Source organism: Micromonospora sp. M71_S20 (genome assembly GCF_003664255.1).
Lineage (GTDB): Bacteria > Actinomycetota > Actinomycetes > Mycobacteriales > Micromonosporaceae > Micromonospora.
This window is the reverse complement of sequence record NZ_RCCV01000001.1, coordinates 1,329,398-1,342,061: the sequence shown is the minus strand read 5'-3', so window position 1 is coordinate 1,342,061 and position 12,664 is coordinate 1,329,398. Positions and strand designations below refer to the sequence as shown.

Here is a 12,664-nt window from a genome sequence, read left to right as displayed (position 1 = left end):
TAGCGAGGTGAGCCGATCCAAAATCTCCCGGCCCGCCGTCATGCGGCGATCGCTCGGGCGGTGGCGTACACGTCGGCGGGGAGGGCGTGTGCCAGCCGCCAGATGATGCGCATGGGCCGGTCGCCGGTGTGCTCCTGGTAGGTCATCGGGCCGGCGTAGAGGTAGGCCGGCGCGCCCAGGTCCCGGTCTGCGTTCCGGGTCTCCCGTACGAAGAGGTGCACGGTCGAGCCGCGCGAGGCGTGGTGGACGTAGCGTTGGCCGGTCGCCGAGGCCGACGACGTGGTGCTCTGCGACTCCCACTGGAACAGGCTGTCGGTGATGGCCCGGTCGGCGTACATGGTGGTGGGGGAGTAGTGCGCCTCCGACTTGACCAGGGTGACGAAGAAGAGGTCCGCCTGGGCGTCGGGCAGCCACTTCACGCCCTCCCGCAGCGATCCCGGGTTCGGCATGCCGAAGGCGGCGCACGCCTCGTTGCGGCTGTAGCGGGCGTGCACCCGCAGCGGCACCTCAGCCGACAGCGGCTGTGGCGTGACCCGGTGGATCCGTTCGCGCAGCACCTCGGCCACCTGCCGCAGCTCGGCGCAGCGGGCCGGCTCCGCCCAGAGCCGCGCTAGCCGCTCGTTCCGCGAGGTCAGCGGCGCGTTCGGCCCCCACAGGTCGAAGTGCAGCATGTCCCAGAGCCGCCCGGACGCCGGCCGCTGGCCCGCCGCCACCCGGGTCAGCAGGTCGAGGCGGTCTGGGTCGTCGAGGTGCAGCATCCGCCCGATGGCCCGGCCCAACTCCCGGTCGTCCGGCCCCGGCGTCGACGACTCCAGCCCGGCGAGCCGCCGCAGCCCGGTCCACCCGCCGATGGTCGCCGACCGGTACACGTCCTCGACCTCCACGTCGGTCTCCCGCAGGAACCCGGCGAGGCTGACGTCCCCGAGGTGCCGCAGTTCCGCCAGCAGGCCGTTCTTCGACGTCGGCATGACGGTACGCAGGTTGTCGAGCACGACCTTGCGGGCGACCGGGTCCAACTGGATGTGGCAGCCGCTGGGTAGCGACGGGAAGTCCTGCTCGACGGCGTCCCTGATCTCCCGGCGGCTGACCCCGGTCAGGGCGCGCCAGCGCAGGTCGAAGCGGAAGTTGGCGTGCTGCCCGCCGATGAAGTCGAGCACCGTCAGGCAGGGCTTGTCGTCGTCCAGGCGCAGCCCTCGGCCGAGTTGCTGGAGGAAGATCGTGGCGCTCTCGGTGGGCCGCAGCATCAGGATCGTGTCGACCATCGGCAGGTCGACGCCCTCGTTGAACAGGTCCACGGTGAAGAGCACCCGCAGCTTGCCGGCCTTGAACTCCCGCAGCAGATCATGCTGGGCGAGTCGATCCACGTGAGAGGTCACCGCCGCCGACGGCACGCCGTACCGGGTGAACCACTCCGCCATGAACCGGGCGTGGGCGATGCTCACGCAGAACCCGAGCGCCCGCATCCGGTCCACGTCGACCGTGTCGCGCACCGCCTTCAACACCAGCCGCGCCCGCGCGTCGTTGCCGGTGTAGAGGCCGTCAAGTTCGCCGACGTCGTACCCCTGGCCGCGCTTCCAGCGCAGGCGCGACAGGTCTACGTCGTCGTGCAGCCCGAAGTACTGGAACGGCGCGAGCAACTGCCGCTCCAACGCCTCCCAGAGGTGCAGCTCCACCGCCACGCGGCCGTCGAACCACCGCCGCACATCCCGACCGTCGGCGCGGTCGGGGGTCGCCGTCAGCCCCAGCAGTACGCGCGGCTGAAGCCGCTCCAACAGCCGGGCGTACGTCGGTGCCTCCGCGTGGTGGAACTCGTCGACGATCACCATGTCGTACGCCTCGGGGTCGATCTCCCGCCGATGCAGCGACTGGATGGAGGCGAAGACGTGCCGCCACCTGGTCGGGGTTTTGCCCCCGACCAGCGTCTCGCCGAAGCTGCCGTCGAGCATCACCTGCCGGAACGTCGCCAGGCTCTGGGTGAGGATCTGCTCCTGGTGGGCGACGAAGAGCAGCGAGTCGACCTGGTTCTTGCGGTGCAGGCGCCGGAAGTCCAGCGCGGCGACGACCGTCTTGCCGGTGCCGGTCGCCATCACCACCAGGTTCCGGTGCCGGCCGTGCACCTGCCGCTCGGCGTCCAGGTCGGCGAGGATCTCCGCCTGGTACGGGTACGGCCGCACGTCCAGATTGGCGATCTGCGTCGGCGAGTCCTCGCGCCGCTCCCCGCTGAGGGCGTTCCGCAGCCGCTCCGCATCCCTGCTGGCGTCGTAGTCCTCGAACGCCGGGTCGTTCCAGTAGTCCTCGAACGTGGCGGTGAACGTGTCGATGACGTGCGGCTGCTCGACGTTGGAGACACGCACGTTCCACTCCACGCCGTCGATTAGCGCGGACTTCGACAGGTTCGACGAGCCGACGTACGCGGTGGTCATGCCGTTGTTGCGGCGGAACAGCCACGCCTTGGCGTGCAGCCGGGTGGTCCTGGTCTCGTAGGACACCTTGATCTCGGCGCCCAGCTCGGCGAGCCGGTCGAGGGCCCGCTGATCGGTCGCGCCCAGGTAGGTCGTGGTGATGACGCGCAGCTTGCCGCCCCTAGCGATCAGCTCGCGGATGGCGGGCTCGACGATGCGCAGGCCGTACCACTTGATGAACGCGCAGAGGAGGTCGACCTGCTCTGCCGACGCCATCTCGTGGGTGACCTCGTGGCCGATGCGGGGCTGGTGGCGGCCGTTGACCAGTAGGGCACCGGTGGAGAGGGGGGTGGTGGGGCGTTGGGGGAAGGCTGGTTGCGCCGGTGGGGTGGGTGGGGCGGCGATGGCGTGCAGGAGGTGCTTGGCATCGGTCACCTGGTCCTGTGCCGTCGACGCCTGCGGGCTTTCGGCGGCGATGGCGTCCGCGATGCGGTTGGCGAGATCGATCTGGCGGTGGAGCTTGTCGTCGCCGCTAGGGACGGCGTGCAGGGCTCGGTGGGCCAGGGCGGCGATGTGACGGGCGAGGGTGTCTGGTGCGTCGGCGGGGTCGAGCTTGTGGTGCTGGACGAGAGCGGGGTCGACGTGCTGGAGCCGGTCGGCTAGCGCACGGGTGATGAGGTGCTCGTAGATGCCCCGCTCAAGATCCGTCACCCGGGCAAGGTAACTGTCCTCGCCGTACGACGCTGCCCTCTGCCACGCCGCGCGCGGCTGGTGTCGGGTCTACGACAGGCTCATGCAAACGCGACCGTCCGCGTCACGACTCGCCAGTCCAAGTCGGCATCGAGATCGACGATGATGGTTCCCGCGTGACTCAACCTTTCGATGCTCGTGGCATAGGCCGGATGGCCCGCGAGTTCTGCTTTGACGTTTGGAAAGGCGTAGACGGGCAGTCCTGCGCCCAGCGACTGGTTGAGGACGCCAAGGGCGGGAGTGTCGTTGATGCCGTGTGCCCACTTGTTCATGACGTTGAAGGTGGCTGGCGCGACGACGGCCACGTCAGCGGTGGGGTGAGGCTCCGATTCACCGGGTAGCCGCCAATTCACCCGAATTGGGTGCCCCGTCTGATAGGCGAGGGCATCCAGATCGATCCAACTGGCTGCGGTTGGCGTAGCGGTGACGCAGACGCTCCAACCTTCCCCCATCAGCAGGTCGATGAGTTCCCTGATGCGCAGCGCTGGCGGAGCGGCGCAGACAACGAGCGCTATCACCGGCCGCCTGCTCACACCAGCAGCCCCGCCCGCTCAGCCAGCGGTCGAAGCCCTGGCATGGTAGGACGCCGCTCCTTTGACAGCAGCTCACGCAGCAACTCGCGCGCCTGGATGCTGGTGTGTACCACCTCTGCGGCGACTCGCTCGGCCTCGATCAGGTGGAGCACCGCGGCGGCCTGGTTCAGCGATCCCATCATCGCTGCCGCAGCAAGGTCGACATGCACCTGGGCGCGCCGGCCGACAAGGACCGTTGGTAGACGTGAGGTGTCAAGCCGGCTCCCAACTTCGACGGCGCGGCTAGCGTTTCCGGCGCGAATCGCCGCCGAAACGGTGTGGATGGCGACATTGGTAGGACCGAAGCCGGTCCAGAGGCAGTTGCGGTCCGATCCGAGCTTCCTGGCCAGCGTGCCGGCATCGGCGAGATTTCGATCGGCTTCTTTCGGGCTGCCCCGGCCAGCGGCGATGACCGCAGCCAGGAGCAACAAAGCGCCTCGTGCCGAGAGAAGGTCAGGGGTGACCGTCTGCGTCCCTGAGGCCAGCCGCGCGATGCTGGTTTGGGTGACCTGCTCAGCAGCGCCCCCTTTCCCGGGCAGTCGCAGGAGCCCGCATGCTGCCTGGTAGGCCGCGATACCCGCCAAAGCACGATCGCCAGCGAGTCCTGCCGATATCGACGCCCGATCTGCCGCCAACAAGGCCGTGTCCCCGTCTCCCACCTTGGCCGCGAGCTTCGAAGCCGCCAGGTAGGCGGCGGCGAGCAGCCGGAACGCGCTGGTGCGTTCGGCAGTTGATGCCTGCCCTGCTAAATCGGTGGCCTGGCCGAGTACTTCCGGCAGCAGGCGAGCCGTGGATCGGTAGCTCGCGCGCTGGTAGAGGTTGTGGACTCGGCCCACGCCTCTACGTACTTCAGCGAGGGAGCGCGCCGGTTCAGCAGATTGGCCAGGTATGTAACTAGCGAGGAAGGCGCGCAGGCCAGTAAGAAGTTCTGCGCGGGTCGTTACCGGTGCGGGACTGTGGATGTCCTTGCCCATGGTCTTTCCTCGACGCTTCGCCACTGACACGTCTATGAGCATCTCGTCGAGCTGTTCGAGAGTGATCCAAAGCGCCGAAGCGATCCGGCTCCGATGCCACGGCTGCGGGTCGGTTTCGGCGCTTTCCCAACGAACCACCGTTGACCGCTCCACCCCGAGTGTCTCGGCCAGTCGCTCCTGACTGAAACCGAGCGCCTTACGCCGCTGGCACAGCCGGTGTCGCTTCAGCGCCACGAAGCTACTCCCCTCCGTATGTCGTCACTGTAGTAACAGCCCGTTGGTGACGTGGGTACTCGCGTGCCTCATTTCTGCGCCATTTCGGCCCCTCGAACGCTGTAGTTACCGATCACCCGGGCCAGGAAGCTGAAACGCATGGCCCGGGGCGGGTGCTGGCTCCGGAACTGCGGCGGTCCCCGAACGACGCAGCTCCGCTCCCGCCCGCCCCGGCGCCACTCCATCAGCCGCGCACGAGGGGCAGAAGAACGTGACCACCCTGACCGACGCCATCCCGCTTCTGACCATCGCCACCGCAGAGGAAGCCGAAGCCCGGGTCGAGCAGGGTGGCTGGGCGTGACCGCGCAGGAGGCGGTCGGCCAGTGGCTGCGGCTCGTGGTGGCGGACGCGGAGCTGTCGCCGTACCTCATCGGGGTCGACCTGGAGCGGCTCGGCGCGCACCTGGCGGCGGGCCTCGCCGCGGCCGTCGACGGCCAGCCGGCGACGGACCCGTGGCGCGGGTTCGGCCTGTCGGAGGAGCAGCATCGGCGGATCGTCGACTACCTGGCGGGGGTACTCTGGGCGCTCGACGTGCCGGACGACCGGATCGCCCGCGCCCGCCGGGCCTTCGCCGGCGAGGTGGGCGCGTGAGCATCGCCGCCGCCTGGGAGGCAGCCGTCGACAAGGCCGTCGACGGGGGCGCCAACGACTTCTGGTGCACGCTGGAGGACCGCCGCCCCGGCCTGCTGCCCGAGCGGGACGCGCCGCTGCTCTTCGCCGCGCTCGGCCGCCTCACGGTCGGCGGCGACGACCCGGCCGGGCGGGCGGCGCTGCTGGCGGTGCTCGGCCGCGCGTACCGCCAGCTTGGCCTGCTGCCGCACGCCGCCACCGTCGGCGGCGCGCTGCTCGCCGCCGTCGCCCGGCACGCCCACCCGCGGTTGACGCCGCAGCTCGTCGACGCCTGGGAGCGCGCCGGCCGCCGCGCCGCGGAGGCCCTGCGCCGCGCCGCCGCCCGTGCCGATGACGGGCCGGCCTGGTGCCCCGCCGAGGTGATCGGCCACGACCGGCCGTGCGACACGATCGCGATCCTGACCGTACGCCCCTGGCAGCGCCTGCCCTTCCAGCCCGGCCAGGCGGTCCCGGTCTGCACGCCGCGCCGGCCCGGCCGCTGGCGCTGGCTCTCCCCGGCCAACGCCCCGCGCCCCGACGGCGCAGTCGAGCTGCACCTCCGCGCCGTCGCCGCCGGGGCCGTCGCCCACAGCCTCGTCCACGACGTACGCCCCGGCGAGCTGCTCCACCTCGGCCCACCGCGCGACGCCGGCCTGCGCCTGGACCCGTCCGCGCGGCGGGACCTGCTGTTCGTGGCCGGCGGCACCGGGCTGGCGCCGCTGCGCGCCTTGGTCGAGCAGGTTGCCGCCGCGCCCGACGGCCGGCGGGTGACCCTGGTCGTCGGCGCGCGCACCTTCGCGGACCTGTACGACGCGACCGCCCTCGACAAGCTCCAGTCTGCCCACGACTGGCTGACCGTCGTGCCCGCCTTCAGCCACGACCCCGGCGCCGAGCCCGCCGAGCAGGGCGACGCCCTCACGATCGCCCTCGACCACCACCACCCAGACCACGACGTGTACGTCTGCGGCCCGCCCCCGATGCTCGCCGGCGCGCGGCTGCGGCTGCCCGCCGCCGGGGTGCCCGCCGACCGCATCCACCTGCCGGCGGAGCTGGTGCCCTGACCGTCGAGCTCCTGCGCGACCCTCCGACGCCGTTGCGTCGGCGTCGCGGCGACCACCGGAGAGCGAGCCGTCGTCGATGAGTCCGACCGATCCTGAATGGACGATGGCGATGCCGCCCGGTCGGCCGAGGGCTTGGTGATCACTAGGATCGGCGCCGTGATGATCAAACGACGGCTTCCAGCGGTCCTCTTAGGACTGTTGGTGGCCTTCCCGACACTGGGCGTGCCGCCCGCCTACGCCGACGAGCACGAAACCGAACCCGTCGAGCCACCCAAGGTGGAGCTGGTGCTCGACGTCAGCGGCTCGATGCGCGCCAAGGACATCGGCGGGCGTTCCCGTATCGCCGTGGCCCAGGAGGCGTTCAACGACGTCGTGGACGCGCTGCCCGAGACGACGGATCTCGGCATCCGCGTCCTCGGCGCCACCTACGGCGGGGACGACAAGAAGGTCGGCTGCCAGGACACCCAGCAGCTCGTACCGGTCGGCCCGGTCGACCGGGTGAAGGCCAAGAACGCCATCGCCACCCTGCGCCCGACCGGCTTCACCCCCGTCGGGTTGGCCCTGCGCGAGGCGGCCAAGGACCTCGGCACCGGCGAGACCACCCGGCGCATCGTGCTCATCACCGATGGCGAGGACACCTGCGCGCCGCCGGACCCCTGCGAGGTGGCCCGCGAGCTGGCCGCCCAGGGCACCCACCTGGTGGTCGACACGCTCGGCCTCATCCCCGACGAGAAGGTACGCAGGCAGCTCGTCTGCATCGCCTCGGCGACCGGCGGGACGTATACCTCCGCGCAGAGCAAGGACGACCTGACCCGGCGGATCAAGCAGATCGTGGAACGGGCCAAGGACACGCACACGAAGACGCCGGCGAAGGTGACCGGCACCGACGTCTGCGCCAAGGCGCCCGTGCTCACCCCCGGTGTCTACACCGACCGCGAGCGTTTCGAGGAGCACCGGTGGTACCGGATCCCGGTCCAGTCGGGGCAGGAGCTGCGGGCCTCGGTGAGCATCGGCCTGGACCGGCCGTTGAACCGGGACTACGGCGTGCTGCTGCGGGCCACCGCCACCGACGGGCGGGAACTGGTCCGGGGCAACGACGCCGGCAGCGGTCGTACCGACGTGTTGTCGACCGGGGTGCGCTGGTCGGCGGCGGACGACGAGGACGAGGAGGAGTCGGAGGACGACGACAAGGGCGGCGTCTTCACGGAGCCGACGGAGAAGGCTCCCGAGCCCACCGTCGTGTGCCTGGTGGTCAGCAACTCCTTCTCCGCGAAGGCGGGTGCCGGTCAGGCTCCGGGCATGCCGCTCGAACTGACCATCGACCTGGTCGACGCGTCGCCTGCCCCGAACAGCCCGGGTCTCGGCCGGGGCTGGGTGCTGTTGGGCGTACTCATGCTCGCGGGCCTGCTCAGTGGGTTGATCGTCGGTTGGCTGACCCGTTGGTGGGTAGCGGTCTGGAGGACCCGATGACGATGTGGAAGGCTCCGGCCCTGATCTCAGCCCGCCGGGCGGCGGTGCTGCTCGCCGCCACCGGCATCGCCGTCGCGCTGCCGGCCGCTGCCGGCGCGGACACGCCCACCCCGTCGCCGGGGGCCGCCACCATCAACAAGGCCGGCACCTCGTTCCTCACCGCCGCCGGGATCAGCCCCGGCCAGCCGGTACGGGTCGGTGCCTCCGTGGGCGACTACCTGTACTGGTCGTTCACGGCTGCGGCGGGGGACACCCATCACGTGGCGGCCACCGTGTCGCTGCCCGCCGCGGCGAGCCGGAAGGGCGACTCCACCTGGACGGTCGAGGTCTTCGACGGGCTGCGCCGCCGGCAGGCGTGTGTCGCGGGGGCGCAGACTCCGGTGGCCTCGAAGAGTGCCGCCACCGTCGAACTCGACTGCGAGCTGCGCCAGGTGCGCTCGTGGGCCGAGCCGTGGTCGGGTGACCCGTTGCCGGGCACCTACTACGTCCGGCTCTCCGGCACCGAGTTGCCGGAGCAGGAGCTGGGCCTGCCGATCGAGGTGAGCCTGCTGGTCGGGGTGGAGTCCGACGGCGACACCAAGCCGGAGGGCGGCGACCTGAAGGCGCCCCTGGTCCCGGCGGTGAACCCGGGCAAGGTGCTCGCCGGCGACCCGACCGCCAGCACTCCGGCCCCGGGGGCGGCCGGTGACGAGGAGGACGGCTGGTTCGACTGGGTCCGGTGGCCGAGCCTGTCGTCCCGCTGGTACTGGACCGTCGGGGGCGGCATCCTGGCCGCCGTCGCGGGTGTGGTCGGCTTCGCCCTGACCCGCCCCCGCCAGCGCGTCGGCTGACTAATGCGCGGTTTCCGGCACGGTTGACGGCCGGCGCACCGGCCCCGATCAAGATCGACGATGACGGCAGGGCGGGCATGACCGAACGGGTCATGCCCGCCCCGTCATCAGGAGACCGTGATGACTCGGCACACCGGCCGGCCCGGTGACACCTCGGCGATACGTCGACCCCGGCGGCGAACGGGTCGACGGGTCAGGCACCCGGAGGTTGGTATGCCACCTGCATCCGGAGCGCCTCGTCCACGTCCTCGGGGGTCAGCAGCGGGCTGACCCGGGTGTCCAGGCCGCCGGCCGCCCGGATGGTGGTGGCCAGGGCGATTGCGGTCCGGTGGTCCGGAAGGTCGCACACCACGTACGTGTCGTACTGGCCGAACCCGAAGTACAGCGCCTCCATCCGGCCACCGGAGTTGTCGATCAAAGCTCGGATGACCTCGGCGCGTTTAGTCCCGCCGTCCTTCATCAACCCGTTGATCCCCTCGACCGTGTAGGTCGACGTGAGCATGAACTTCGCCATCCGGGCGTCACCTCCGGTCATCGGACGGGGCCTCTCCGCCTCCCCCTCCGCGTTCACGTTAGTGCCGGTTCCCGCAGGTGGGGGCACGGTTCCGACATTCCCGCGCGGCCGGCCGCGCCCGGGACCGCGCTCACGGCGACGCACCCTCTACAGTCGACGGATCTTGACGATCGGGACGGCGAGAGGGCACAAGTGCGGATCGGCATCAACACGTGGGCATGGGCGGCGCCGCTGACCGACGAGGCGCTCGCCCGACTGGCCCCACGGATCAGGGCGTGGGGCTTCGACGCCATCGAGCTGACCGTCCAGGCGCCGGGGGACTGGGACCCGGCGCGGGCCGCCGACCTGCTCGCCGGGCTGGGCCTGGCCCCCGCCGTCTGCGCCGGCCTGCTGCCCGAGCACGACCTGCTCGCCGACGACGAGGAGGTCGTGCGGCGTACGGAGGAGTTCGTGCGGCACTGCGTGCGGGCCGCGAGCCGGGTGGGCGCCGACGTGGTGGCGGGCCCGCTCTACGCGCCGGCCGGCCGTCGCTGGCTGCTCGACGCGGACGCCCGGCGGGCCGCCACCGCCCGCCTCGTGCAGCGGCTCCGGCCGCTCGCCGACGAGGCCGCCGGGCAGGGCGTGACGATCGCCATCGAACCGCTCAACCGGTTCGAGACGAGCCTGCTCAACACCGTCGACCAGGCGCTGGAGGTGGTGGCCGGCGTCCCGGGCCTGGGCCTGGCGCTGGACACCTTCCATCTCAACATCGAGGAGCGCGACCTGCCGGGCGCCATCCGGCTGGCCGGCGACCACCTCGCCCACGTGCAGGTGTGCGGCAACGACCGCGGGGTGCCCGGCGGCGACCACCTCGACTGGTCGGGGATGTTCGACGCCCTGGCCGGCATCGGCTACGCCGGCCAGGTGAACATCGAGTCGTTCACCGCCGAGGCCCTGGCCGTGCCGATGTCCGTGTGGCGGCCCCTCGCCGCCGACCCCGACACCCTCGCCACGGAGGGGCTGGCGTTCCTGCGCGGCCTGACCAGGGCGTAGTGTCCCGTAGACCTCGCGGGGAGGGGGAATCGATGCGCTCCGGGCTGGAGGTGCCGCCGGCGGTCGAGGCGGAGCGGGTCATCGCCGCCGTACTGGCCGACCTGCGCTCCGGCGACCATCGCGGCGTGGTGGTCGACTCGCCGCCGGGGGCCGGCAAGTCGACCCTGGTGGTGCGCGCCGCCGTCGAGCTGGCCGCCGCCGGCGAGCCGTTGATCATCATCGCGCAGACCAACGAGCAGGTCGACGACCTCATCGACCGCCTGGCGCGCAAGGCGCCTGAGCTGCGCATCGGGCGGCTCTCCGCCGCCGACTACCGGCCGTCCGAGCGGGTCAGGGGCCACGAGACGGTCAGGGTCGCCGCGAAGGTCGCCGACCTCGGCGGTCCGGCCGTCATCATCGGTACGGCCGCCAAGTGGGCCACGGTCGCCGAGGGCTCCTGGCCGTGGGCGATCGTCGACGAGGCGTACCAGATGCGCTCGGACGCCCTGCTGCGCGTGGCCGGGCGGTTCGAGCGGGCGCTGTTCGTCGGCGACCCCGGCCAGCTCGACCCGTTCTCGACGGTGGAGACGGGGCGCTGGACGGGCCTGACCTGGGACCCTATGCAGTCGGCGGTGGCCGTGCTGCTGCGGCACAACCCGGAGCTGCCGGTGCACCGGCTGCCGGTGTCGTGGCGGCTGCCCGCCTCGGCGGCGCCGGTGGTGGCCGCGGCGTTCTACCCGTTCACCGGGTTCCGGGCCGGCACCGGCCCCGCCGACCGGGCGTTGCGCCTCGGCGAGCCCGGGGCGGGGGACGCCCTGGACCGGGCGGTGGACCTGGCAGCGGCCACCGGCTGGGCGCTGTACGAGCTGCCGGCGCGGCAGACCCTGCGTACCGATGCCGAAGCCGCCTCGGCCTGCGCGGCGCTGGCGCTGCGGGTGCTCGAACGCGGCGCGGTCGCCGTCTCCGAGCACGCGCCGGCGGGCGCGCCGGTCACCGCCGACCGGATCGCCGTCGGGGCCGCCCACCGCGACCAGGCCGCGGCCATCCGCGCGCGCCTGGGGCCGGCGGGGGCCGGCATCACCGTCGACACCGCCAACCGGCTCCAGGGCCGGGAATACGACGTGACGATCGTGCTGCACCCCCTGTCGGGGCGGCGCGACGCGACCGCGTTCCACCTGGAGTCGGGGCGGCTCTGCGTGCTGGCGTCGCGGCACCGCCAGGCGTGCGTCGTCGTGGCGCGCGCGGGGATCGGCGAGCTGCTGGACGCCCACCCGTCGACGGAGACCGTGCACCTCGACGTGCCGGTCAAGTTCCCGGACGGCTGGGAGGCGAACCAGACGATCCTCGCCCTGCTCGCCGGTGCCGGCGTGCCGGCCGACGGTATCCGGCATCCCGGCTGACTCGCCTCTGGCGGGTCAGCCCGCCGTCGGAAGCGCGGTCGAAGGGCTTTCGGACCCATCGATCACCGTGAGAGGGTGCTACCCAGGGTGTGTGGGCGAGCACATGAGGTGATGGTGTGGATGCTTCCGGCGGTCCATCCCGGTGGTCGGTCGAGAGGTTCGGCCACCCGCTGGCGGCTGCCCTGCGCCAGGAGATTCCGGCCGCCCTCCATCGCGCCGTCGAGCTGGCACGAGGCGCGCGCGAGGCGTCGGCACTCGACACCGACCACGCGTTCGGGCCGGTGCGCTGGAAACAGCAGTACGAGGTGCTGCACGAGCACCTGATGGAACTCCCCGGCGTGACGGACGTCCATCCTCCCCGCGCCCAAGTGCGCGTCACCATCTGCCGCGACCATCTCCTGCTGCCCTGGCGGTACGCGAAGCGCGGCGACGTCGACATGAGGGACGTCCGGCCGGGCAACGACCTCAGCCGGTTGATCCTCTTCGGTCCCGAGCCGAGCCACCGGGAGGTGCCGTTGCCGCTGATGCCGCTGACGCCCGAGGAGGAGCGGGACCGCTCGGCCCTTCGGGAGGCCATCGAGAAGCTGGCTCCCCGGCCGAGCGTGCTGCTGGTCGGCTTCGCGTGCAACTCCGACGCGGGCCTGCTCCGGGTGTCCTGGGGCGAGGCGGCGCTCATCGGAAATCGGGAGCTGGAGTGGGGTCACGTCGAGGACCTGCCGCTGCCCGGGAGGCGCGCCGGACCGTGAACCGTCGTCGTGTCACCTGACGAGGAGCGTGCACCGAGTCGGTTACCGGACG

11 protein-coding genes are annotated in these 12,664 nt (G+C 71.8%); 7 read left to right on the top strand and 4 right to left on the bottom strand.

Translation table 11 applies throughout. The features are described 5' to 3' along the window. Positions 1 to 38: 38 nt before the first annotated feature. The 3 genes from DER29_RS05925 to DER29_RS05915 form a co-directional block, all read right to left on the bottom strand. A complete protein-coding gene (locus tag DER29_RS05925) occupies positions 39 to 3,113 on the bottom strand; it encodes a DUF3427 domain-containing protein (RefSeq protein ID WP_121396410.1) in 3,075 nt (1,024 codons plus the stop codon). An 80-nt stretch (positions 3,114 to 3,193) separates the two neighbouring features. Then, positions 3,194 to 3,670 (bottom strand): flavoprotein, encoded by a 477-nt coding sequence (locus DER29_RS05920; RefSeq protein WP_233599653.1) that lies wholly within the window; start codon positions 3,668 to 3,670, stop codon positions 3,194 to 3,196. Positions 3,671 to 3,681: 11 nt separating this feature from the next. Next, on the bottom strand, positions 3,682 to 4,932 hold the full coding sequence (locus DER29_RS05915; RefSeq protein ID WP_121396408.1) for a helix-turn-helix transcriptional regulator: 1,251 nt from the start codon (positions 4,930 to 4,932) through the stop codon (positions 3,682 to 3,684). 336 nt (positions 4,933 to 5,268) lie between these two features. Here DER29_RS05915 and DER29_RS05910 point away from each other — a divergent pair, with 336 nt between their 5' ends. The 4 genes from DER29_RS05910 (at position 5,269) to DER29_RS05895 (ending at position 8,941) form a co-directional block, all read left to right on the top strand. Continuing rightward, complete coding sequence (locus tag DER29_RS05910; protein ID WP_121396407.1) at positions 5,269 to 5,562, top strand: hypothetical protein; 294 nt, start codon at positions 5,269 to 5,271, stop codon at positions 5,560 to 5,562. Next, entirely contained in the window at positions 5,559 to 6,641 is a 1,083-nt protein-coding gene (locus DER29_RS05905; protein WP_121396406.1) for an FAD-binding oxidoreductase, read from the top strand. Before DER29_RS05910 ends, DER29_RS05905 begins: the two co-directional genes overlap by 4 nt. Before the next feature lie 159 nt (positions 6,642 to 6,800). Further along, the gene (locus tag DER29_RS05900; RefSeq protein WP_121399036.1) at positions 6,801 to 8,111 is read left to right on the top strand and encodes a VWA domain-containing protein; all 1,311 of its coding nucleotides are present in this window, start codon (positions 6,801 to 6,803) and stop codon (positions 8,109 to 8,111) included. A 2-nt stretch (positions 8,112 to 8,113) separates the two neighbouring features. Continuing rightward, complete coding sequence (locus DER29_RS05895) at positions 8,114 to 8,941, top strand: peptidase (RefSeq protein ID WP_121396405.1); 828 nt, start codon at positions 8,114 to 8,116, stop codon at positions 8,939 to 8,941. 193 nt (positions 8,942 to 9,134) lie between these two features. Here the strand turns inward: DER29_RS05895 and DER29_RS05890 are convergent, their stop codons facing one another. Then, entirely contained in the window at positions 9,135 to 9,476 is a 342-nt protein-coding gene (locus tag DER29_RS05890) for a GYD domain-containing protein (RefSeq protein WP_233599652.1), read from the bottom strand. Positions 9,477 to 9,647: 171 nt separating this feature from the next. Here DER29_RS05890 and DER29_RS05885 point away from each other — a divergent pair, with 171 nt between their 5' ends. The 3 genes from DER29_RS05885 to DER29_RS05875 all read left to right on the top strand — a co-directional run bounded on the left by DER29_RS05885 (position 9,648) and on the right by DER29_RS05875 (position 12,612). Then, on the top strand, positions 9,648 to 10,487 hold the full coding sequence (locus DER29_RS05885; RefSeq protein WP_121396403.1) for a sugar phosphate isomerase/epimerase: 840 nt from the start codon (positions 9,648 to 9,650) through the stop codon (positions 10,485 to 10,487). A gap of 32 nt (positions 10,488 to 10,519) precedes the next feature. Then, positions 10,520 to 11,866, top strand: coding sequence for an AAA family ATPase (locus tag DER29_RS05880; protein ID WP_121396402.1), 1,347 nt, complete (start codon positions 10,520 to 10,522; stop codon positions 11,864 to 11,866). 116 nt (positions 11,867 to 11,982) lie between these two features. Next, positions 11,983 to 12,612: a hypothetical protein gene (locus tag DER29_RS05875; protein WP_121396401.1), complete on the top strand. Its 630-nt coding sequence runs from the start codon at positions 11,983 to 11,985 to the stop codon at positions 12,610 to 12,612. Positions 12,613 to 12,664 lie beyond the last annotated feature (52 nt).